The sequence below is a fragment of the Nitrospirales bacterium genome (assembly GCA_031315865.1).
Classification (GTDB): domain Bacteria; phylum Nitrospirota; class Nitrospiria; order Nitrospirales; family UBA8639; genus JAGQKC01.
The window spans coordinates 751418-776391 of record JALDRJ010000002.1 but is presented as its reverse complement, the minus strand read 5'-3'; the positions used below and the strand labels follow the sequence as shown (position 1 = coordinate 776391).

Here is a 24974-nt window from a genome sequence, read left to right as displayed (position 1 = left end):
TTGATGTTTTTCTCACGTCTTGAAGCGCAAAGGCGTGTTAAGGAAGCGCTGTACCGTTTCGGTATCGCTGAAACGGCTATAACCCCCTCGGGCCCAATCGGGACACCTCTTGTCACCATGCCAGTGGGCAGGCTGACTATTGATCTTCTCGATCCCTTAGTCTGGATTTCCAACGACTGGCTTCTTCGACTTCTCAAGAAACGTTCAGAAAATTCCGATTGAGATGAGAAAAAGAAAGAAGAAGGTCTTAAAAAACGACGATGCTCGCATCGATTCTTTTTCCCACGTTCACTTTGAGATACGTGTGTCCCCTATCGCGGAGATCACGGTGAAGCTGCGACTCCACCGGGACGTCCGGTAGTAAACCGTCTGCAAGAAGCTGTCAAGCAAGATTCTCCTATGAAACAACTTGGTTCATTGCGCAAGCTGTTGTTGACACAAGGGAACTCTCGAAAGAGAAGATCTCGGATTAGTCCGAAGGAGAGCATTCGTCGTTTTGTGAACGCCCCGCTTAGGAGAAAACTCAAATCCCTGACAACATTGACGACCTGCGTCGCCCTTCTTGTCGCATTCGAAGTCTTTATCGTGACCTATTTAGTGACGTTGCGGCAGACGATGGTCCAGGAGCTGTCGTCCCAAGCCAGTGTGATCGCGGACAGTAGCGTTCCAGCCCTTCTTCAAGGGGATGCGGGCGCGGGAACGACATTGCTTCACACGCTACACTTACAAATTGGTATCAACGCTGCCGTCTTATACGATGCCAATGATCTGGTGTTCGCTCAGTATGCTCGTCATCCTGAAGGGTTTACTCCACCAGTCGTCAGGGCTAACAGGAGTTATCTCTTTAATAAGCATAGTCTCGAGCTTGTTCATCTTATTCATCATGATCATCGCAAGATCGGAACGCTTTACCTCAAGTCCAACATCAAGTCCCTGTACGTTACGATTGCAGAATATGCCAGTTACGCCGGAGTCCTGTTGATTGCCGCGACCTTGCTCGCGTTCGTGTTGTCCTCACGTTTGCAAGGCGCGATTGCCGGGCCAGTGACGGAATTGACGGCACTCGTGCGTCGAATCACGAAACAGAGGGACTATAGTCTTCGCTTACACAAGCAAACCGATGATGAAGTGGGGATGTTAATCGATGGGTTCAATGATATGTTGGAGCAGATTCAAGAACGAGACAAGCAACTTCAGCAATCACAGGAAGAATTAGAAAAACGTATCCAAGAAGCCACCGAGGAGGCCCGACAATTAGCGAGACGACAGGAACTGATCCTCGAGGCCGCTGGAGAAGGTATTTATGGCGTGGACCAACAGGGGAATATTACGTTCGTGAACAGGACGGCCACGAGACTGCTCGGTTGGGAGGGTCATGAACTCATTGGCAAGCCAGAACATCTGATTCAACCTCTCCCGAGTATCATGCTGTCTTCACAAAAGGCCTCTCTAGGGTCAGCTGATGACGTGGGCTTAGAGAGAGACATCGGGGAGTTGAATCATAGCGAATTTTTTCGAAAAGATGGAGCCCGGTTTCCGGCAGAGTCTACCCGGACCTCATTGTGCGGCGAAGACCATGAGATGAGTGGCGCGGTCGTGACGTTCAAGGATATTTCCATGAGGAAGCGCGCGGAAAAGGCCTTGATCGACAGTGAAGAGCGGTTTCGAAAGATTTTTAGCCATTCGAATGATGCCATCTTTGTCGTTGATCTCAAGGCCAACACGATCCTCGAAGCCAACTCCTGCGCCGCGAATATGTTGGAGTATTCCGAGGCAGAATTAACATCCCTTTCGGTTTTTGCGATTCATCCCAATGATGGCCAAACGTTGTTGGATTTCTGTCAATCCGTTTCCGAGCGTGGGTATGGATGGACCGATCAGCTCTCCTGTACGACGAAGACTGGTCGTCGGTTGGTGGCGGAAATCTCCTCGTCCGTGATTGAAATGGGAGGGAAGGAATGCATGATTGCGCTCGTTCGAGACATGACCGAACGGAAGCAAAAAGAAGAGCAGTTGGCCAGAGTGGCGAAAGAACTCGAAGTGAAGAATCAAGAGCTGGCTCAAGCACGGGATGAGGCGGTCGCGGCCGCTCGTTCAAAGTCAGAATTTTTGGCGACCATGAGTCATGAGATACGTACGCCGATGAACGGGGTGATCGGTATGACGGGACTGTTGATGGAAACCGACCTGACCCGCTCGCAAAAATTTTATGCTGAAACGGTAAGGAATTCCGGAGAAGCGTTGATGACGATCATCAACGATATTCTTGATTTCTCAAAAATCGAGGCGGGAAAGCTTGAACTCGAAGCAATCGATTTCGATTTTCAAGTTGCTGTCGAGGAAACGCTCGACCTGTTGACTGAGAAAGCGCTGTCCAAAGACTTGGAAATTTCGACGTTTGTCTTTCCTGATGTCACGACCGCCGTTCGGGGTGACCCTGGTCGATTGCGGCAAGTACTCCTGAATCTCGTGAGCAACGCGATTAAGTTTACCGATGCCGGCGAAGTGGGCATTCAAGTGTTGCGATTGAACGAGACGGATTCAGACATTGAGCTCCGTGTTCAAGTGTCGGATACGGGGATTGGAATTGCCCCCGACGTGCAGGATCGCTTGTTTCAGGCGTTCACGCAGGCCGATAGCTCGACGACGAGGAAATATGGCGGGACGGGGTTGGGACTCGTGATCTGCAAGCGATTAGTCGAACTGATGAATGGGACTATCGGCGTCGAGAGTCGAGTAGGACAAGGGAGCCTTTTCTGGTTTACCGTGAAACTTGAGAAGCAGGAGCACAGGTTCGAAGCCCAGCAACCCTTTGAAGACGAACTGCAGGGGGTGCGAATCTGTTGCGTGGATGATCATTCGACCAACCGTTACCTGCTGACCCAATACGCACAAGATTGGGGTATGGAAGCGGTGACGGCATCCACTCCGGCTGAAGCGCTCGCGATTCTACATGCAGGAGTGGCAAGGGGAAAGCCGTTTGATCTCGCCATTCTGGATTTTCACATGCCCGGAATGGATGGGGTGACGTTGGCCAGGGCCATTAAAGGCGATCCGGCACTCTCGTTCACCAAGTTAATTCTCTTGTCGTCGTTAGGAAAACCAGAAGATTCGACGAAATCATCTGAAAGGGGGCTAGAAGCGTATCTCAGCAAACCGGTCCGGAAGAAGGCGCTCGCGCAATGTTTGGCCACGGTGATGCACGCCCCAACGAATGCCCGGCATGAAGGTGAACGCTCCATGAAACAAGCCAAGCCCGGCGATGCCGACGTCTCGCATCCTGCATCTCGTATCCTCGTCGTGGATGATCAACACGTCAACCAACAACTCGCGATGTTGAGACTTGAAGGCTGGGGACATCGGGTTGATGTCGTGAGCAATGGGAAAGAAGCCGTCGAAGCGGTACGAGACGTTCCCTATGACTTGATTTTGATGGACTGTCAAATGCCTGAGATGGATGGTTATGAGGCCACGAGAGAAATTCGGCGGCTTGAGATGTCTCGTCACAAGCACAGGACGATACAGGAAATTCGTGAGCAGCACCGGCTACCCATCATCGCCATGACGGCGAATGCCATGGCTGGAGACCGTGAGAAATGTTTAGATGCCGGAATGGATGATTATCTGGCGAAACCTATTCACTCCGCTCAACTATCCGAATTGCTGAACAAGTGGTTACGAAAGATGGCCATTGACGAGATTAACAAGAAGGAGCCAGTCATGAACAATACTGACCAAAACGCGAGAACACAAAATGCGACCGCCTGTCCAGCCGATTCTCCGGTCATTGATCCTGCCGTGATGGATGAGCTCATTGAGCTCGGTGGCCGGGAACTTGTCGGCAAAATGGTCGCTCAGTTTATCGAGGACGCGACATGCTGTGTGGATGAAGTGATTCAGGCGGTTGATGAGCGGGATACACGAGCGTTGATCGAAGCGGCCCATGGGTTGAAAGGGATATGCGCCAATCTGGGCGTGCAACGAATCCAGGCCATAGCCGCCGAAGCCGAACGACTGGCGAAAGCTGGTGTTATTGATGACGCTATTCATACGATAGATGGGATACGGCCAGAATTCCGTCGAGCTCAGGAGGCACTGGAGGCCTACATACGTTCATGAAAAGAATTATCGCGAATCCAACTACATTCCAATCGATACAGACGACACACCCCGCGCGGTATGACGTTGTCACAAGCGGAAGGTGATGCCCGCTTGGAGGTCCTGACACACATGGATGTCTCTCTCACGTTTTGAAGAGCCAAGGCGTGCAGGGGCGCACTGTATCGTTTCGGCATCACTGAAACGGCCATAACGAAATCGTCAAGATGACGGCGGCCTTCTTTCCGATGAGATCCCTGTCTGTATGGGTTGTGCATTGCTGCCCTCCGGTTCACCCCCTCTCACTTTCAACGGTTCAGAAACACTCTTAAGAATCCGATAGAAAAAATAGAAAACCCTTCGTACATAGAAGGGATGGAACTTCTATGGATGTTTCAGGAAGCAGGCTTCCAGGCCTGTTCAGGAGCACTCGGCATGCTTCAATCACCGTGTTTGGAAAGAAGAGCGCCCGCTACGAATTGGTTCGTTGCGTACGTTCGTACCGGTGCTCGGATTTCCATCTCCTGTCTTGTCCTTTTGTGCAGTGGTCTCGTCTTGCCCTCTGCCGTAGGAGGAGAATCTTTCGAATCTCCTGAAGAAACTGAGATCCCAATCGAAGATTTTACCCAGTTAAGTCTGGAAGAGCTCATGGGTATCGAAATCACTTCCGTGTCCAAGAAAAAAGAGAAGCTTTCAGGAGCGGCCGCGGCGGTGTTCGTCATTACCCAAGAAGATATTCGACGGTCTGGCGTGACCAGTATTCCGGAAGCCCTGCGCATGGTGCCGGGAATGCATGTCGCGCGTTTGGACAATAATAAATGGGCCGTTTCCGCGAGAGGCTTCAACGGACGCTTTAGCAACAAAATGCTGGTCTTAATCGATGGCCGGAATGTGTATAACCCGTTCTTTGCCGGAACGGTCTGGGAGGTCAACGATACGTTGCTTGAAGACATCGACCGCATCGAAGTGATTCGAGGTCCAGGAGGAACCCTCTGGGGGGTCAATGCGGTGAACGGAGTGATCAATATTATGACGAAAAGCGCCAAAACGACTCAGGGAGGACTCGTCTCGGCCTTAGGTGGGTCGGAGGAAGCCATCGGTGGAGTCCGCTATGGCGGACAGCTTGGCAATGACCTTCATTACCGTCTGTTTGCCAAAGGCCTGAATCGAGACACGGCATTTATTCAAGGCGGAGCCCATGATGATTGGCGAGTGGTTCGAGGAGGATTTCGTAGCGATTGGGATATCAATGTCGACAATCGGCTTATGGCCGAGGGGGGAATCTACCGCGGAAATGCCGGACAACGCGTGGTGCTTCCGACACTTGTCGCGCCATCCTTCTCGCAGGTTCGAGATGAAGATGTCGAGATGGCGGGGGGACACATTCTATTGAGGTGGGCGCGGACCTTTTCACAAGACTCGGACATGGAACTTCAGTTCTTCTACGATCGATTCTACCGGAAGGAATCAGCGATCAAAACGACGATCGACACGTTGGACCTCGATTTCCAGCATCGGTTCGCACTGCCGTACGCGCAAGATATCGTGTGGGGGCTCGGGTATCGAATTTGGTTTGATGATTTTGGGAGGCGGTTCACCGTAGCGCCTATTCCCAGGTCGAAAACGTTGAACCTGATCAATGCGTTCGTTCAAGACGAAATCACGGCGTTCAATGATGAGGTCAGCATCACGTTCGGGACCAAGGTTTCTCACAACGACTTCACGGGCTTTGAGTTTCAGCCTAGCGGCCGAGTCCTGTGGCAGCCCGTGCCGGAACATGCCTGGTGGGTCGCCGTCTCGCGCGCGGTCAGAGTGCCCTCGCGTGCGGCTGACCATGGCGCGGTCGTGCAACCTCCCAATCCTCCTGCCCTCCCGGTCCCTCTGAATCTAACAGGCAACCAGCAGCTTGGCGTTGAGAGTCTGGTCGCCTTTGAAGTCGGCTATCGATTGTCTCCAATCCAAGAGGCGACCCTTGATATCACGGCGTTTTATAACTTGTATGACAACCTATTAGCGACAAAACGTGTCGCGGTCACGCCGCTCCCGACCTTTCAGTTTGTGAATAATAAAGAAGCGCGCACGCATGGTGTGGAGGTGGCGGCCAACCTTCAAGTGTTGAAATCATGGCAAATTCGAGGGGCATACACGTACCTGAATCTGGATGTCGATACTGAGGCCGGGGCGTTGGGGCTGCCGGATACGGATGAAAAGGGCAGTCCTAGCCACCAAGTATCGATCCGATCTTTGATGAGTCTCCCCCATAACGTGGAGCTGGATTCATGGGTGCGGTATGTCGATGCGCTTCCGAGTCTTTCGATTCCGGGCTACTGGGAGCTGGATCTTCGACTCGGATGGAAGCCATGGAAGAAGCTTGAAGTTGCACTCGTCGGGCAAAACCTTCTGGATAAACATCATCCTGAAATGGCCCCCAGTTTTCTCCAGACGCAGGCGACGGAAGTGCAACGAAGCATCTACGGAAAAGTCACTTGGAGTTTTTAAGCGACAGAAATGAAGCATCTCCCATAACGTTCATTTCTAGCGTGATTGAGCCCAACGTCTAAAGCACATCACATGACTTTCTCGATAGTTACTCCCTCTCCTCACGCATCTCCTGTTGTCATGGTAATTGGACTGGTGATCGCCCTGTGCTGGCCCTGTCACACGATCGCTGAATCTTCTATGGAATATAACGTTAAATCGGCCTTCCTGTATCATTTTTCGCAATTTACTGAATGGCCTGATGAGGTTTTGACGAACGAGGACAAATTCATTCATGTCTGTCATTTTGGCGAACGAACATTCATCGATTTTCTTGAACGAACATTGGACGAAAAGTTAGTGCAATCACGAAGGTTTCGGGTGCATCACAATGTATCCTCCGCACAAATTCATACGTGTCAGGTGGTATTCGTGGATGAGAAAACAGCCAAACACTCTCAAAAACTGCAAGAGATTCTGCAGAAAAGTACGGGGTTGATCGTGGGAGAATCTCGTGGGTTTCTGGAGCAAGGCGGCATGATTCAATTTTTCCATCAAGACAATAAAATTCGGTTTGCCGTCAATCCCGATGCCCTGGAGGCGAAGCATATTCGATTGAGCTCAAAGCTGCTCCGGCTCGCCAAAATTATCAGAATACAATGAAGAACCTGATCCAGAAAATTCGAGAGAGTCTCAATAGGACATCGATAAAAGGCAAGATGTTGCTGGTGATTCTTGCGACCACGGGGACGGCCTTGTTGTCATCGTATGGCATTCTGATCCTCAACGATCTGTACCTTCTCCGGCAGGCATCGATGCGTGAACTGGCCATCCTGGCCAATGTCATCGGAGCGAATAGCACGGCCGCGTTGGCTTTCAACGATAACGCGGCCGCGAAGGAAACGTTGGGCGCGATACATTTTCATCCCGATATTACCCGCGTCACGATTTTCGATCGACACGGGAGCGTCTTTGCGAACTATGGTGACGCCGTCGAACCGGGTTGGACACTTCAGGAGGCCGGGGAGGAAAGTAGTCAAATCTCTTGGCAATCCGTCGCGATTATTCGCGACATTACGTTGAATGGCGAACGGTTAGGCGTCCTCTATCTGCAAGTGCGTCTCAGCGTGGTCAGCGCACGATTGCAGGAAATTCTGGGTATCACGGTCTTGGTGTTTATTATTTCTGCCGTCGTCTCGTTCCTGCTGTCCTCCAGAATACAACGGATGATCACGGATCCTCTCATGGAGTTGACCACCGTCTCTCGACGGATTTCTCAGAAAAAAGACTATTCCTTGCGCGTCAAAAAAAATACGTCAGATGAGGTGGGAACGCTCATCGACGGCTTTAACGAGATGGTTGTTCAAATTCAGGAACGTGACCGGCAATTGGCACAACATCAAGAAGAGCTCGAAGAGCAAGTGGCCCATCGAACAGAGGAACTGTCTCAGGCCAACGCATTATTGCGATCCGAGAATGAAGAGCGAGAACGAATTCAAACTCAGCTACGAGAGACGGCGCTCGACCTCGAGAGTAAAAATCTCCAACTTGGGATTTCGCGTGATGAAGCGTTGGAGGCAGCTCGTGCGAAAGCCGAATTTCTTGCCACGATGAGCCATGAAATACGGACGCCCATGAACGGGGTCATTGGTATGACCGGATTGTTATTGGAGACAGCGCTGACCGATGCGCAACGTTACTATGCCGAGACGGTTCGCAATTCATCCGATGCCCTCTTGACGATCATCAATGACATTCTTGATTTCTCGAAAATTGAAGCCGGTAAACTCGAACTCGAGGTGATCGATTTCGACTTGCAGGTGGCTCTAGAGGAAACATTGGATTTACTGGCCGAACGAGCGTCTCGCAAAGGGTTGGAATTGACGGGTCTCGTATTTGATGACGTGCCGACCTCCCTGCGAGGAGATCCCGGACGCATTCGACAGGTGCTACTCAACTTGATCGGGAATGCGATTAAATTCACGGAATCCGGGGAAGTCGGCGTCCAGGTGCTGCGTGAAGACGAGACCGAGCATGAAATCACGATTCGTGTGCATGTGTCCGACACTGGAGTTGGGATCGCTCCGGACGCTCAACGAAAACTGTTTCAGTCATTTACGCAAGCGGATAGTTCAACGACCAGAAAATATGGTGGAACAGGATTAGGGTTGGCCATCTGTAAACAATTAGTCGAACTGATGGGCGGAGGGATCGGGGTAACGAGTCAGGTGGGGAAGGGCAGTATTTTTTGGTTTACGTTGAAGCTTGGAAAGCAATCGACGCAACCGGTCGTGATTCCCAGATCTACGCTCAAAGGGCTGCGTCTGTGTTGTATCGACGATAACAGCACGAATCGGTATCTTCTCATGCGCTACGCGCAAGATTGGGGAATGGACTGTGTGATCGCGGCGACTCCGGACGAAGGCTTGGCTCTGCTGCATGAACATCTGTCGCAAGGCCATCCTTTCGATATCTGTATCGTCGATGGACAGATGCAGGGCATGGATGGGTTTTCGTTGGCTCGAGTCATCAAGGGTGATTCTCAACTGTCAGACTTGAAATTGATGTTGCTCACATCCGTCGGAAAACGTGGAGATGGGGCGAACGCCCGGGAAGCGGGATTTGGGGCGTATCTCACGAAACCCATCAGAAAAAATCAGCTCTTTGAAGGTTTGGCGATATTAATGGGAGAAACGATTGAACCCCTAGGGAAAATTCAACCTTCCCTCATCACGCGGCATAGTCTCAAGGAGCGGCAAGCAAAGGGAGTTGGACGAGTCTTGGTCGTGGATGATCATCGCGTGAATCAGGAATTAGCGGTTTTAATGTTGGCTCGGCTTGGATATCGGGCTGATGTTGTGGCCAATGGCCAAGAGGCTCTCGAAGCCTATGCACGGATTCCCTATCAATTGATTTTGATGGATTGTCAAATGCCGGAAATGGATGGGTATGACACCACGAGGGAAATCCGACGTCGTGAAGAAGCGTCAGACGTGAGTGGCGAGATGAACCGCCTGCACCGCGTCCCAATCATCGCCATGACCGCCAATGCGATGCAGGGCGATCGGGAGAAATGTTTGTCTGCTGGGATGGACGATTACATCACCAAACCCGTTAAGCCTCCACAGCTTGCCGAGACCATGGAGAAATGGTTCCCAAATGAGGGTCGTGAAGAATTCGGAGAAGGACAAGATGAGCCGGATGCCCTCATGGAGGAAGGCGTAACGTCTGCGGCAAATTCTGAATCTTCCATGCCTCTGTCCGCTCTTTCCGTCAACGTGCCTCCTATCGATGAAAGCGTCCTGGCCGAGTGGCGTGCCATGGGGGGAGACAAGTTTGTGATGCGGATGCTCGACCAGTTTATCCATGATGCAACGGCCTGTGTGGATCAAGTTGAACGGGCTGTCACGAGTCTCGATCGTACCGCGCTGGCGGAGGCGGCGCATGGATTAAAAGGCATATGCCGAAATATTGGGGCGACGGACTTCGCTTCGATGGCTGAACAACTCGAGAGAGCTTGTCATTCGAGTTCCGATGCTCCCGAAGCGGTCAATGTTCAAGAGTTTAAGGAGGAACTCGCTCGTGTTGGGAGGATGGTTCAACAAGTACAAGGGGATGGGAATGCCTCATCATGATTGTGCGGGTACGTATCAGTTTGCCATTTGGCATCGGTTTCTCGGCGTTCAGAAGAAAACCATCCCTGTGCCTGTTGAACTGTCAGGCTTGAATGGAATAGTCCTGGAACCATAACGACCTGTATGAAATCTCTTAAGTCTCGCTTCCAGACGTTCATCGAGAAGCAGCCCGAACAATGGCTCATCGTTGTCCTTTCGACAGTGATTGCGCTCGTGATGGGCATCTATGGTTTTTTACAGGTTGTCGAGCGTCATAGGGAGTTAGAGAGTGCTGCCCAACAACATGGCTTGGCTCTGGCCGAAGGACTGTCGCTGCTCGGAGCGGCGGCGGTGTTGGACAATCTGTTTCCCGTTCAAGAAGCCTTGATGAACCGTAGTCAGGCGAATGACGAAATTTTGGATGTGGTCGTCATCGATAAAGATAATATGGTGGTCGCTTCTGATCGCTCGGATAAAATTGGCAAGACCGTTGTGCCGCCGACATTTGGAGAGGCTGATCCTGATGTGCGTGTCTCGATTCAAGAGGGCAAGGAAGGCTCTCGAGAGTCCATGGTCATTTTTCATCCCCTTCTTGCCAATTCTCAACTTGTGGGGTGGATCAGAGTGACGCTTTCCTTGGAGAGTCTTCGTCAGAAAACCTATTACGTGATCATGAAGCAGGCGACGGTGAGTCTGTTGGTTATCCTGCTGACGATGTATCTGGTCCGTAAAGCCGTGACGCGTTTGTCGCAGGCGCTCAAACTCAGTGAGACCAAAAATCGACGGATTATTGATACGGCCCTGGATGCCGTCGTCGGCATGGACAGTTACGGATTGATCCTGGACTGGAACTTTCAGGCAGAGGTGATGTTTGGATTGCCTCGAGACGAGGCTGTCGGACAACTCTTGTCAGACTGCATCATTCCGGTTCGATACCGGCAGGCACATTTCACGGGACTGAATCGGTTTCTCGAGACCGAAACCCCGACGATCCTCGGCACACGCATTGAAACGGTTGCGTGTGACAGGCAGGGCCGGGAGTTCCCAGTGGAATTGGCAGTTTCCCCGGTCAAAGGGATGAACCGGGAATGGGAGTTTCATGCCTTCATCCGTGATATTACCCAACGCAAGGAAGGCGAAACCGCATTACAGAAAGAGACGGCTATGGTGCAACTACTGCAGCGAGCGGCGGTTTCTGCGAATGAAGCCCGGTCGATCGATGAGGCGTTTCAGGCCATTCTCGATCTTGTCTGCGAGCATATGCATTGTCCCGTCGGGCATGTCTATCTGACGCATGAGGAAGATGAACACCTATTAGTTCCATCAAAAATCTGGCACCTTGAATCTTCTGTATTTGACTCATTTCGACAGATCACTGAGCAGACGTCCTTTCGTCTTGGGAGAGGTCTTCCCGGCAGTGTCGCCGCCAGTTGCCGTTCGGTGTGGGTTGAAAACCTCGCGCAGGATCAAATTTTCCCGCGAGCGAAAGTCGCCGATGCGGTCGGGTTGACAGGCGCCTTTGCCTTTCCAATCTGTATCGGGAGTAAGGCTACCGCAGTGATGGAACTCTTCTTCGTTCAGGGGGCTTATCTGGATGATCATTTATTGGAAGTGGTGACGATTATCGGCACGCAACTTGGTCGGGTCATCGAACGAACTCGAGCGGAAGCACATATGAAACAGGCCGCCTTGATGGCGCAGGAGGGCAGTCGAATCAAGTCCGAATTTCTTGCCACGATGAGTCATGAAATTCGTACGCCCATGAACGGCGTGATCGGCATGACCGGCTTGTTATTGGAAACGGCGTTGACTGCCCGACAACGTCAGTATGCCGATACGGTACGAAGTTCTGCTGAAGCGCTTTTGACCATTATCAATGATATTTTAGACTTTTCGAAGATCGAATCCGGGAAACTTGAATTTGAGACGATTGATTTTGACCTCAGGACTGCGCTCGAAGAAACACTGGATCTCTTGGCCGGGAAGGCCAGTGAGAAGCATCTCGAACTGGTCGGGCTTGTCTCGGCACGAGTGCCGACCGCACTATGCGGCGACCCTGGCCGCATTCGTCAGGTGTTCATGAATTTAGTGGGTAACGCCATTAAATTCACCAAACAGGGAGAGGTGTCCGTTCAGATTCATGGCTCTGAAGAAACAGAAGACTCGGTTCTGATACGAGCTGAAATTACCGATACCGGGATCGGCATGTCCCCCGAAGTCCAGGCCAAGCTGTTTTCACCCTTCACCCAAGCCGATAGTTCGACTACGAGGAAGTATGGCGGGACGGGACTGGGCCTCGCCATTTCCAAGCAGCTCGTTGAGCAAATGGGCGGAGAGATTGGCGTGCAGAGCACGCCAGGCGTCGGGACGATGTTCTGGTTTACGATGCGATTAGGGAAACAGCGTCAGGCGTCACCTGAACCGGTTGACCGTCAGACTTCATTCCAGGGACTTCGTGTGTGTTATGTGGATGATCATCAGATCAATCGTCGTCTCGTCGCACAATATTTTGTCGACTGGGAGATGGACGGGACGACCGCGGCCACCCCGGCAGAAGGGCTGGAGATCTTGCGGCGAGCGGTTCAGCGGGGCCTGCCGTATGATATGGCCATCCTGGATATGGAGATGCCCGAGATGGATGGGCTGGACCTGGCACGGGCTATCAAGGCCGACTCGTCCCTTGCATCAGTCAGGTTGATCCTTCTCACCTCGCTAGGCCGCCGGGGTGATGCGACGGCTGCTCGTCAGGCTGGGTTCTCCGCGTATTTAACGAAGCCCATTCGCAAAGGCCAACTCGAAGCCTGCTTGTTGACGGTGATGAACGACGGCTCTGGGAGCGCGGAAGCATCTGTCCCGGCTTTGATCACCAGCCATGCGCTGAAAGAAGTCGAACGCAAGAAAAGCGTCCGAGTCCTCGTCGCCGATGATCATCGGGTCAATCAGCAGTTGGCGGTCTTGATGGTCGAACGACTGGGGCATCGGGCGGATGTGGCTGCGAATGGCCAAGAGGCGATCGAGGCGGTTGTCCGGCAACCGTATGATGTGGTCCTCATGGATTGTCAGATGCCGGAGATGGATGGCTATGAAGCAACGAGAGAAATTCGACGCCGTGAAGCGTTGCGCGTCGAGCGAGAGGCTAAAGATCTGAATGGAGACACGAGTGGCCGAATGTGTGGCCGTCGAGTACCGATCATCGCTATGACGGCGAATGCGATGCAAGGTGATCGTGAAAAATGTTTGGAGGCTGGAATGGACGACTATATCACGAAGCCAATCAAGCCGGAAGCCTTAACGGAGGTGTTGACGAAGTGGTTAACCAGAGGAGAATCCGGCTCCTCGATGTCTGATGCCGCCAACGGAGAGAGCGGCGCGTGTGCTCGTTCTGAGATGGAACCGGTCGCGGATGACATGGAGGAACGCAGTCGTCAAATCTGAAAATGGTAACGCTGCCGACTTTGGATGTTGTGGGCATCTGTTCATTCTTCTTGGTCATTGTGTGAAGAACCCTTCCTCACGCACGTTCCAATCTGTCACAAGCCAGTGAACTGCGTAAAGTTCTCGGGTAAGTGACCGAAATAGGTTCTATTCATGGTCAGTCGGTCTACGGCCGCAGAGAGGACATCAAGCCGGAGCTTTCATCTACCTCCTTTGATTGAGAGTAATTTTTTGAAGTCCACCTTTTGGCGAGAGGAATCATGATCTCTCAACACCAATGTCAACAAGCAGCCGTTTTGATCGTGGATGATCAAATGACGAATATTATGCTGTTGGAGAACATTCTTCAGTCAGCCGGCTATACGAACATTCATAGTACGACCGAATCGACCGATGTCGTGCGACTCTACCGAGAAATGAACCCAGACCTGATTTGCCTGGACATTCGCATGCCTGAAGTCGATGGTTTTCAGGTCATGGGACAATTGAAGATCGTCAATAAGCGACCCTATTTGCCCATTCTGGTCTTAACCTCGGAAGAGGACCGGGGAACCCGATTGCGGGCGCTTGAGTCTGGCGCAAAAGACTTTTTGAATAAGCCGTTTGATAAAGTAGAAGTGTTGATGAGGATTCGTAATCTATTGGAAACCAGCCTGCTCCACAAAGAAAATAAGCGGTATATGGAAACCCTGGAAGAAACGGTCCTGACAAGGACGCAAGCGCTCGAGGACACGCAACGAGAAGTCATCCATCGATTGGGACGGGCTGCCGAATACCGGGACAATGATACCGGATCTCATATTGTGCGGATGAGTCACTATGCGGCGATTCTCGCCCAGGCGGCGGGCATGACCGAAGAGGAGTGTAAGCTCGTTCAGCAGGCGATGCCGATGCACGATATCGGGAAGATAGGCATTCCAGACGACATTCTTTTAAAACCAGACCAGTTAACGTCGGAAGAATGGCACACAATGCGACGCCACACGCTCATCGGCGCCGAATTGCTCTCTGGGAGTGATTCTCCCTTGCTCCAAATGGCGGAAATTATCGCACTGACTCACCATGAAAAATGGGATGGGTCAGGGTATCCCAATAAATTGTCAGGGGAAGATATTCCTTTACCGGGACGAATCTGCGCCATCTGCGATATTTTCGATGCCCTCACCTCTCAGCGTCCATACAAAGAGGCCTGGGCCGTGGAAGATGCCATCAAACATATCCACGAATTGTCTGGCACCCATCTTGATCCTCATCTCGTGGAACGCTTCGAAGACATGCTCCCGCTCATGCTCGAGGTGCAACGCACCTATGTGGATGTGCGAGCGATGGAGCCCGTGTCAGAGTACAACTCCTAAACACTTTACCTTTCGATTGAACGCCGACCAGGCCCTCAGGGACGCGCCCGTAGTCAGCGGTCTGTCGTCGCTCCAGATTCCCGTTGAAATGATTGAAATGAACGGGTACAATGTTGTCCTGGTTTCTCTGGTTTCATTTTCGCTAAGGAAATGACTCATCTTCAAGCATTCACAGGGATTTCCTCAGATCATGTAAGCCTACACACTGTTTTTATCCCGCCAGATAGAATCCGGCTTTTCTCCGTGTTTTCTACAGTCATCTTTTCAGGATGAAACCGTGAGTTGTTATGGGCCGGCATAATACATTGATTGCTGTTCGACGTACCAGTTTCCTTCCTGATTGTTTCTCAGACTCATGACATTCGTTATGACGATACACGTTTTCTGTCACGCTGTTCTTTCATGATACGGTCGAAGCTTTTATTACGAGGATGATTGCCAAGTCTGAAAGGAAGGCCTGGATCCTACCGCCGATCTTCGTGCTTAGTGGGGTGGTGGGCAGTCTGTTTGTCTTAGACCTGGTCTTGCCCCTGGGCGTGGCCTCGGGCGTTCCCTATCTGTTCGCCGTGTTCCTGACGAAAGACATGCCGGGACGGCGTGTGACCGTTCTTGTGGGTGTTCTCTGCTCCGGGCTGACGGTCGCGGGGTATTTTTTATCGCCTCCAGGAGGGAAGGAGTGGCAAGTGCTCGTGAATCGAGGGTTGTCCATCCTGGCGATCGGAATGACCTCACTATTCATGATTTCCTGGAAAGAGTATGCAGAAGAAGTGCGAAAGCGGGCGGAGGATATCCAAGCCGTGATCGACCTGATACCTCATATGATTTATGTCCGAGACGAGAATGGCAAAATGACGATGGCGAACCGGCAAACGGCGGAATCGCTCGGCATCTCCCGTGAAGAGCTTCTCGGATTGCACGAGATACGGTTGAGTATGGATCCTGTCGAGGAGGAGAAGCGTCGGCAGGCTGAAACACGAGTACGGGAACAACAAAAACCGGAATGTGATGAGCACGAAGTATACACGAGTCGGCAAGGTGAAACACGAATTTTCCAGACGACCAGAATGCCGTTCCGGTCGTTATACATTCCGGGTGAATGTGTGCTGACCGTGTCAATCGACCAAACGGACCAGATGCTGTTGAAAGGGTCATGGCGGTTAGCGAAACAGATGTTTGACGGTTCATCCGATCAGATTGCGATCCTCGATCTCAATTACCGGTATCGGCGGGTTAATCCGGCCTATGAGATGGCGCATGGAACGACCATGGAGGGTATCGTCGGCTCCTCCGTGTCCGATTTATTGGGTAACGAGACGTTTCAATACGTGATTAAGCCGAGGCTCGACCAATGTCTGGTCGGGAAAGAGGTGATGTACGAATCCTGGTTCACCTTTCGACGTGCGGGTGAACGGTATATGATCGTCACCTATACTCCACTACGAACGAGTCACGGAGTTGTCGAGGGCATCGTGGTTGTGGCTCGGGATATCACAGACCGAAAGCAGGCTGAGCTTGGGAGGGCACGACTGGAGTATGCGGTGGATCGTGCCATTGAAGGTCTGAGTCTTCATGATGAAAATGGCATCTTTGTCTATGTCAATTCAGCAGAAGCCAAGATGTATGGATATGAGCGCGATGAGTTAGTGGGGCATTCTTGGGAAAAGCAATATGATGAAGCAGAAGTGACTCGGATTAAACATCAAGTGTTTCCGATCTTGAAACAACAGGGCAGTTGGCGTGGTGAATTACTGGGACGTAGAAAAACCGGTGAGAAATTTCGCGTGCTCGTCTCTCTCACCCTCTTGAATTTGCATGATCGATACCCTGCGGGGCTGGTGTGTACGTGTCAAGAGATTACAGACAAGCGCCGGGAGACGACCTCTTGAGGCCAAAGGAGATTTGTGAAGTCTTGATCAACCGTGGTGGACGTGGCTGAGCGTCAAGGTGCAGGAATCGCGCGTGAGGGCAGTGCCAAGCGTTTTCACGCGATATTCGAAAACGCAGGAATTGGTATGGTGAATCCCGCCTATGCCAGGATGCATGGCTATGCACCAGATGAATTGATAGGAAAGCCGATGGCCTCGGTATTGACCGAAGAGTCGAGGATGGAATTACCGGAGGTCATCAGGCGAGTCCACAGGCATGGACATCTTTCGTACGAATCGACCAACCTTCGAAAAGATGGAACGACGTTTCTCTCGCTGGTGATGGTCTCGGTCGTCAAAGATAGACATGGGAAGCTCCTGTATCGTGTGCGGAATATCTCGATATTTCCCGTCACATACGAACAGCAGCAGAATTAAAGTCAGGGAAGGCGGCTTTGCAAAGTTTTTTCGACAGTGTGCCGTTCATGATGGGTATGGCTGAAATCGATGGTGAAGATATTCGACATCTTTCTGACAATTTCGCCACCGGGAAGTTTTTTGGCTTAAATGTGGCTGATTTACATGGACGGTATGTCCCGGGTCTTGGCGGGACGGAGGCGAGACGTCAGATGTGGTTGAGGGCCTACCGAAAGAGTCAACGGACCGGGACACCTGTACACTTTGAGTCCCAACATGTTCGCGATGACCGGCAGCACTGGCTGTCGATAACCGTGTCGTTTATCGGGATGTCCGAAGAAGGCAAGCCACAATTTGCCTATGTCGGGCAAGATGTGACTGAACAAAAGCGTTTGGAAGAGGAACTGAAACGATATACGGAAGGGCTTGAAGCTGAAGTAGAGCGGCGAAGCGAACGTATTCAAGAGCTTGAACAACGACGGATGCAAGTGGAAAAGCTCGCGGCATTGGCTCAGGTCGCGGCTGGCGTGGCTCATGAGATCAACAATCCCTTAGCGAGCATCGCGCAATCCATGGCCTTGCTCAAGCAGGCGGTGCCGCCCCAACATCGACATTTTCACTACGCGCAGAAAATCGATGACTGTATCGAACGGATTTCGCAAATCGTCAAACAGTTATACCAGCTCTATCGTCCGGAGACTGGAAAACAGGAAAAAGTCAACCTCGTTGAACTTCTGACGAGTACGAAGAGTATTATGACCACCTTGGCTCAAACTCACGGAGTCACCATCGCGTGCCGGTGGTCGAAGTCCCGGGTGTATGCGCAGTACCCCAAAACGGGTTTGATTCAAGTCCTGTGTAATATCACGCAAAATGCGATCGAGGCTTCCGTGGCTGGGCAAACGGTCTTCATGGACATCACGGCTGATGAGGAAACGGTGACGATCTCTATTCACGATCATGGACGAGGCATTCCGAAAGATCAGCAGGCTCGTATTTTTGAACCATTCTTTACGACCAAATATGGAGATACTGAGAGCGGAATGGGGCTTGGGCTGGCGGTTTCTCGGAGTCTGATCGAATCGATGGGTGGCACGGTGAGCTTTACCAGTTATGAAGGGGAAGGCACCACGTTTTGCGTACAATTACTGAGACAACAAGCGGGCCTGTTATAGCCATGATCCAGGCCAAGGGCAATGGGGGTGTGGTACGATGCTTCCTTAATCAAAGGTATCCTGAACAAGGAGGGCGTTACGATGGTCTCTCAAGGGAATCTTTTGCTCGCAGATGATGAAGAAATCTTTCTAGAAGCAACGGGAGAATTACTCGAGAACGAGGGATTTGCTTGTCATAAGGTTCGGAATGCCGAAGAAATCTGTGAATCGTTGACAGCACTGGAGTTCGATTTACTCATCACAGATCTCAACATGCCAGGGAATCGGGTGCTGGAAATGGTCGATGAAGTTCGTATGCAAGCCAAGACGCTTCCGGTGATCGTCCTGACCGGTTATCCGTCCGTGCCCTCAGCGGTGGAGTCCGTACGATTACACGTGCTGGAATATATGATCAAACCCGTGCCGTTTCCCATGTTGCTTGATGCTGTCAAACGAGGAGTTCGTCAGAAGCAGGTGCTCCGAACCATCCGTGCGGCCAAGCAAGAAGCGGAACGGCGGACCAAACGCTTGGCCGCGATCGAAAATACGTTAAGCATGCTGGGTGATGCGGTCCAGGATGTTCAGGTGGAGCAAGCGTTGGTGGCTGATCCGCATGTCATGGAGTTGCAACGGCAAGTCGCGGATTTGGCTGAACTCATTGATTCAAGTATGGTCTCGACTCAACCGTCGATTTCGGACTATTTTCGTCTTCGAGAAGGACTCTACGAGACGATCCAAGTTCTTCAGCGTACCAAAGGAGCCTTTAAATCCAAGGAGCTGGGTGAACTCAGGAAACACCTCCAAGCCCTCCTCGAAAATACTTCCTCTGAGATCCCTTAAGATTCCGACTGTATTCACCGATATTCTTCATAGGGCCCCGAAAAGATGTGGGCTGCCTAGCCTGGCGCCCGTACAGGTGCAGTTGTCTATCCTGCCTTGCCTTAGCGTGCTGGTGACCTAAGACCAGCAAGTTGATGACGCTGGGTTTCTCGAATTCACATTCATAACTGCCTAATGAACGAGTAAACGTGAAATGCTGCGAGAGAGACGAAGTCAACGCAGACTGGAACGAGGGGATTGGATTGACGCTATGGTGATGAGCCTTCAAGGAGGAGAACGAACATGATGATCACTCAAACAACGCGTGATAATGCCGCGATTTTGTCATTGGTTGGCCGTTTGGACTTTAATGCACGCCACGACTTTCAGGCTGCGGTGGAAAAAGCCAAGGCTACCGGCGTCCACCTAATCGTGGCCCACCTGAAAGACGTTTCTTTTATCGATAGTGCTGCCTTGGGCCTTCTGACCGTGGCTTATAAGAATTTGGAAGCCGCCAAAATTCGCCTCGTTGTTGCCGAACCTCAAGATTATGTTCGGAAAATCTTTTCATTGGCAAATCTTGGAAACCTGATCAAGGTGTACGCGACGGTTGATGACGCCGTCTCTTCACGAACATCATTCGCGAGCTTCTCGAAGTAATGGTCATTGCGGACGGGAGGGAGTCCGATTCAACCCACGAATTGCTGGATTTTCCCATCGGAACGATCGAAAGGCCACGCATGGCATCGGAGATTCCAAAAGGGACGCTGCATGTTTTTATCATGAGGGCGTGAATGATGCCTGTATGTGTCCGTCCGGTACACGCTCAAGAAATCGGCTGCAATTGTTCGTCATGAGGGGTGAGGAAGAAGAAGTTACATGGCCAATTCACGACATCTTCAATGTCTTCTTGAAGACGGACTTTCCGCCTGGAACACCTGGCGGGAAGCGTGCCCACAGATTCGTCCGGACCTCTGTGGCGTGGACCTGCGCGGGCGAGATCTGCAAGCCATCATCTTGACCGGAGCGAATCTTCACGGGGCGGACTTGAGTGGTGCGAATTTGTCGCAGGCGTTTTTGTTTGGGGCGAATCTGGAGGGCGCGAATCTTTCCGGCGTGCAATGCGAAGGGGCGCATTTTATTGGGGCATTTTTGGAACGTGCGTGTTTAGCTCGAGCTGATTGTTCCCATGCCCTCTTTCTCATGGCTCACGCCAAATACGCCAATTGTACCGAAACGAATTTTCAAGATGCGGACCTTCGTGACATGGACTTCTCGGAGGCGAATCTGATGAACGCACAGTTTCAACGAGCGGATCTGTCAGGCACGACTGTCAAGGGCGCAATCCTTGAGGGAGCCTTTTTTGATGGGTCTAGGGGATTCTATGGCCTGGAAAAAGTGGCCAGTCGAAACGGTCGGTAACGAAGCATGAAATGGACATAGCCCGAAAGATCTGAGAATGGCATTTGAAGAAATCACTACGAACGATCTACGGATAGGCCTATACATCAAAATCGAGGGTTCGTGGTTTAGTCATCCATTCCCGACGAATACGTTCAAGGTTCGGTATCACAAGGAACTTGAAACGTTGAAGAGTCTCAAAAATGTGACACTTCTCTTCGATCCTGACAGATCAGACCCTGAAGGGCTTGAGGAAGATGAAGCCGGCCTGGAAGGCGAGACGGCCAGTCTGCAAAGAGGCCAGGACGTAACATCGGCGGATGAAGCCGCAGCGCAAGAAGAACTGGTTCAACACAAAATCGAACTCCAGAAGGATTATCAAAACTACCAAGAACAACTTCGAAAAGTTGAGGCCGATTATAAAGAGGTCCTGCGTGAAGGCAAGGTCATGCTGCAAGACCTGAGCTCCGGCTCGCCTCGTGGTTTGGCCACCGCCAAAAAGATGATTGGTTCACTCAACGATATTCTGGTCGATAATAACACGTCACGAGCTCTGATGAACCTTATGGGATCGAATGATACCGGGGAAGAGTTTCTTCTCCATGCTCTCAATGTGTGCACGCTGGCAATCCTCATCGCCCGTGATCTGGGCCTGAAACGTCACGAAATAGAAAAAATCGCGATGGGAGCGATGCTGCATGATATTGGTGAACTCAAGTACTCCGCGGAAATGTTGTTGAGAAAGTCCAGAACCGCATCTGCCGAAACCAAGGCTATCCTAAAAAAACACCCACGTTACGGAAAAGAGACGCTCACGGCGTTTCCATCTTTTCCTCATGAGTGTTTGGATATCGTCCTGCAACATCATGAGCGGTTGAATGGAACCGGATATCCGTTGGGGTTGAAAGAGGGCGGGATTACCCAGTATGCCAAAATCGTGATGGTAGCCGATGCCTATGATGAATTGTGTAATAATCCGGATCCACACAAAAGTCTGACTCCTTCAGAGGCGCTATCAATGCTCTATACGAAAGAGCGTTCGACGTTGTGGGGAGAGGCTGTCGTGACGTTGATTCGTCAGTTAGGCGTCTATCCTCCCGGATCATTGGTGGCGTTGACGAATGGGTCGATTGGTCTCGTGACGAGCGTGAACATGGAGACGCGCCTTCGCCCCATCGTTATGGTGTATTCTCCCGATATACCAAAAGACGAGGCGATGATCCTGGATTTGGCCCGCGAACAAGAGATTGCCATTAAAGAAGCGATCCGGCCCCGGGAACTCTCCCCGGAAATTCGGGATTATTTGAATCCCCGTCGAATTATTTCCTACTACCCCTCGGCTCCGCAGGCAGGAGATGCTCAAGCGACTCTAGAGTGTCAGGCTGCGTCGTCGTAATTCCCTTTCTCGATCATTCGGAAATGGTGGTCAAGAGTGATGATTAACACTGACCAAGGAAACGATTCCTTGGCTTTTGGCTTTTTTCTTTGTTGAGCCATCGGTTTATACGCTCGAACACTGAAAGTTTATCTTCTGCTTCCGGTTGGTCATCTGGATACTCAATCCAGAGTTCTTGGGTCCCCAAGTAGGCCTCGCCCTGAAAGATTAACTGGGAACGAAGCTGGGTATATCCCAGTTTTTGCAGGGTCTTGATCAAACGTTGGAGGGCTGAATTTTCATCGGTCAAGGACTCTTCATCGAACCTCATCCGTTCATACCGCAGCACAACATGATACGTTCCATCCAGCAAGCGACTTTCGACCTGTCGAGTGAATCCGCGTTCTCGATCATCGAGTCCAGAGAGTTGATAGATATTGGGTTTATCGGCAGAGGTTGTCATAGTGAAAATACTGAGTCGTAGTGTAGCATGGAACGTCATTGGTTGACAGTTTCGGTCTCGGGGCCCGATTTCGGGATGTCTGCCATTTGATCATGGAGATGGTAATGGTAAAGATGACATGCAGGAAGATTGAACGGTCTTGAGAGTGATGTTGTGCATGTTTGCACGAGAAAATCTGTTCGAAATCGCACGGTCTTGTATTTTTTCTAGGCCTGTTGTTTAATGATGAGCGGACGGCACTTGGTTTCAGAATGAGCGCTTGAACTCGCTTTATTAAAGGGAACACCTGTATAGTATAAATAAGAGGCATAAGAGGAGGATCTTAGCCTACATAGTCGAGATGTTAGAAAGAGAAAGCTCTTGCTGTTTGTTCATGCAATGGCTTTTTTTATGACATGTTCTCTGTCGGACCTGAAATGGTTTTGTGGCCCTGGAATTGCTTGGCTTGAGAGTATTTGGTAAAGGAAACACTCGTAATTCATGCCGATCGTGTGATCAACGATGTCATATCCTTTAATACTTTTTAACAATCAGGAATGGTGCTCGAACAACTTATGGTGAAAGACATTATGCCGGCACATTACTACCATGCTCTATCAAAAGTTACCAAAATTCTGAGCCTTCGTTTAGACCTTGAAAATTGTTTGCAGGACCTTGTGAGGCACATTGACGATGTCGTCGCCTGGGACAAAGTTGAAATCACCCTTTTTCTGCCTGAGCTGGACTCTTTTCAATTTTATGCCGTCGAAAGCAAACTTTCGGAAGAATTGGTTTTGCGGGCCGATTCGTTGATTCATCGCAAGGGAAGTGCGCTGGGCTGGGTCTACGAGCACCGACAATCACTCATTCGTTCGGACCTGCGAGCTCGGCTGGAGTATGTCGAAGATTATTCCTACGTGAAAGAAGGCCTGAATTCCATGGTCACCCTTCCATTGCTGATTGGGGATCGATGCTTGGGGACCTTAAATGTCGGCAGAATCGATGCTGGTAACCGCGCCGGGGATGAAATCGCGTTTCTCGAGCAGATTGCGACCCTGCTTGGCCTCCTTGTGAATAATGAATTAGTCCATCATCAATTAGAGGTCAGTAATACGGTTTCGGAAGATTCAGGTCTTCACGTGAGTCGGGAGAAGTTAGAGAAACCTGATGCGATTGGAGGGATGGTTGGTCAGAGTAAGGGCTTGAAGAAGGTGCAAAGCCTCGCAAAATCTGTAGCTCCTACTGATTCCAGCGTGCTCATTACTGGCGAAACGGGGACAGGGAAGGAGCTCTTGGCTCGCTATATTCATGATCAGAGTCCGCGGAGGCATCGGCCTTTTATCGCGATTAATTGTGCCGGTTTACCGTCAGGCCTCGTCGAGAGTGAATTATTTGGTCATGAACGGGGAGCGTTTACCGGAGCGGATGAGCTCAAGCTGGGTCGATTCGAACTGGCCAATGGCGGAACGCTCTTTCTCGATGAGATCGGAGAAATGCCGCAAGCGACTCAATCCAAACTGCTGCGTGTCTTGCAGGATGGGCAGGTCGATCGACTCGGTGGAAAAGAATCGATCCCCGTCGATGTTCGGATTGTTGCCGCGACGAATTCGGACCTGAAGCACGCGGTCAGCAGTGGTCAATTTCGTATGGATCTATTTTACCGCCTTCATGTGTTCCCGATCGCGCTTCCACCCCTTCGTGATCGACCGACGGATATTTCTCTTCTTGCTCAGCACTTTCTTGACCGGGTCTGTGCCAAGTTTTCACTCCCTTGCCGACGGATGAGCGAACAGTCTCTTGAGCGATTGATGGCTTATTCCTGGCCGGGAAATGTTCGGGAATTACAAAATGTGATTCAGCGTGCGGCAATTCTTTCTGATGGCTCGGACTTGAAGGTTGAGCATCATCATTTTTGCACGCTGGATTCTTCTTCTGAAGTCCGCTCATCGGCCCAGAATGGGGGGCATACGCTCCGTGATGTCGAAAAGCATAAAATCCTTGAAGTTCTCGAGCAGACCAATTGGCGGATCGATGGGCCAAAAGGGGCTGCGAAACTCGTTGGGCTAAACCCAAGCACTCTTCGGTCTCGTTTAAAGAAGCTTGGTATTCAGCGTCAAAAGGATAGAGCATTCTCACCGCTTTTTTTCACCTCCAACTATTTTTCGTACGACTATCTCTCCACGCTTCTTTCATTGTGCTAAAGGCCGCAAGTTTTCAAGGGTTCCCGTGATGTTTCGGTAACTTCCTGTCTTTTTTAGTGTCTTGACCCTAGTGTTTTTGCATTAAATTAGGCCAATCGGTCCATTGAAATTTCTATGACTTCATTGATTTTCCGTGAAATATCGAATTGATGTCGTGGATTTTGATGTCTGTCTCTCCGTGGTAATTAAAAAACTCATTTGTTTTTAAGTATTTATGTGTTTTCTGTTGTCACCGTAAGTTTACGCTGAACAAGGTATGTCACTTGCTTTTTCACTGTTTCAGATTGAGAAATCAGTGAAAAGTATTGGCAACGTTATCA

The 24974-nt window shown here is 50.9% G+C and carries 15 protein-coding genes; 14 read left to right on the top strand and 1 reads right to left on the bottom strand.

Annotated elements, in window-relative coordinates:
* Nucleotides 1-399: 399 nt before the first annotated feature.
* The 13 genes from MRJ96_03640 to MRJ96_03580 all read left to right on the top strand — a co-directional run bounded on the left by MRJ96_03640 (nucleotide 400) and on the right by MRJ96_03580 (nucleotide 22032).
* On the top strand, nucleotides 400-4119 hold the full coding sequence (locus MRJ96_03640) for a response regulator (GenBank protein ID MDR4500531.1): 3720 nt from the start codon (nucleotides 400-402) through the stop codon (nucleotides 4117-4119).
* 414 nt (nucleotides 4120-4533) lie between these two features.
* Nucleotides 4534-6597 (top strand): TonB-dependent receptor, encoded by a 2064-nt coding sequence (locus tag MRJ96_03635; protein ID MDR4500530.1) that lies wholly within the window; start codon nucleotides 4534-4536, stop codon nucleotides 6595-6597.
* Between the two features lie 72 nt (nucleotides 6598-6669).
* Complete coding sequence (locus MRJ96_03630) at nucleotides 6670-7239, top strand: YfiR family protein (protein ID MDR4500529.1); 570 nt, start codon at nucleotides 6670-6672, stop codon at nucleotides 7237-7239.
* Complete coding sequence (locus MRJ96_03625) at nucleotides 7236-10211, top strand: response regulator (GenBank protein MDR4500528.1); 2976 nt, start codon at nucleotides 7236-7238, stop codon at nucleotides 10209-10211. Before MRJ96_03630 ends, MRJ96_03625 begins: the two co-directional genes overlap by 4 nt.
* 123 nt (nucleotides 10212-10334) lie before the next feature.
* Complete coding sequence (locus MRJ96_03620) at nucleotides 10335-13625, top strand: response regulator (GenBank protein MDR4500527.1); 3291 nt, start codon at nucleotides 10335-10337, stop codon at nucleotides 13623-13625.
* 260 nt (nucleotides 13626-13885) lie between these two features.
* Complete coding sequence (locus MRJ96_03615; GenBank protein MDR4500526.1) at nucleotides 13886-14980, top strand: response regulator; 1095 nt, start codon at nucleotides 13886-13888, stop codon at nucleotides 14978-14980.
* 431 nt (nucleotides 14981-15411) lie between these two features.
* On the top strand, nucleotides 15412-16866 hold the full coding sequence (locus tag MRJ96_03610; protein ID MDR4500525.1) for a PAS domain-containing protein: 1455 nt from the start codon (nucleotides 15412-15414) through the stop codon (nucleotides 16864-16866).
* Nucleotides 16867-16908: 42 nt separating this feature from the next.
* Nucleotides 16909-17283, top strand: a complete 375-nt coding sequence (locus MRJ96_03605; protein ID MDR4500524.1) for a PAS domain S-box protein — start codon at nucleotides 16909-16911, stop codon at nucleotides 17281-17283.
* Between the two features lie 17 nt (nucleotides 17284-17300).
* Nucleotides 17301-18437: a PAS domain-containing sensor histidine kinase gene (locus tag MRJ96_03600; GenBank protein ID MDR4500523.1), complete on the top strand. Its 1137-nt coding sequence runs from the start codon at nucleotides 17301-17303 to the stop codon at nucleotides 18435-18437.
* Between the two features lie 81 nt (nucleotides 18438-18518).
* On the top strand, nucleotides 18519-19256 hold the full coding sequence (locus MRJ96_03595) for a response regulator (protein MDR4500522.1): 738 nt from the start codon (nucleotides 18519-18521) through the stop codon (nucleotides 19254-19256).
* Between the two features lie 282 nt (nucleotides 19257-19538).
* Nucleotides 19539-19895: an STAS domain-containing protein gene (locus MRJ96_03590; protein MDR4500521.1), complete on the top strand. Its 357-nt coding sequence runs from the start codon at nucleotides 19539-19541 to the stop codon at nucleotides 19893-19895.
* A gap of 219 nt (nucleotides 19896-20114) precedes the next feature.
* The gene (locus tag MRJ96_03585) at nucleotides 20115-20657 is read left to right on the top strand and encodes a pentapeptide repeat-containing protein (GenBank protein ID MDR4500520.1); all 543 of its coding nucleotides are present in this window, start codon (nucleotides 20115-20117) and stop codon (nucleotides 20655-20657) included.
* Nucleotides 20658-20694: 37 nt separating this feature from the next.
* The gene (locus tag MRJ96_03580) at nucleotides 20695-22032 is read left to right on the top strand and encodes a DUF3391 domain-containing protein (GenBank protein ID MDR4500519.1); all 1338 of its coding nucleotides are present in this window, start codon (nucleotides 20695-20697) and stop codon (nucleotides 22030-22032) included.
* Between the two features lie 43 nt (nucleotides 22033-22075).
* Here the strand turns inward: MRJ96_03580 and MRJ96_03575 are convergent, their stop codons facing one another.
* Complete coding sequence (locus MRJ96_03575; protein MDR4500518.1) at nucleotides 22076-22474, bottom strand: hypothetical protein; 399 nt, start codon at nucleotides 22472-22474, stop codon at nucleotides 22076-22078.
* Between the two features lie 554 nt (nucleotides 22475-23028).
* On the opposite strand from MRJ96_03575, the gene MRJ96_03570 reads away from it, so the two are divergent.
* Complete coding sequence (locus MRJ96_03570) at nucleotides 23029-24654, top strand: sigma 54-interacting transcriptional regulator (protein MDR4500517.1); 1626 nt, start codon at nucleotides 23029-23031, stop codon at nucleotides 24652-24654.
* Nucleotides 24655-24974: the final 320 nt, after the last annotated feature.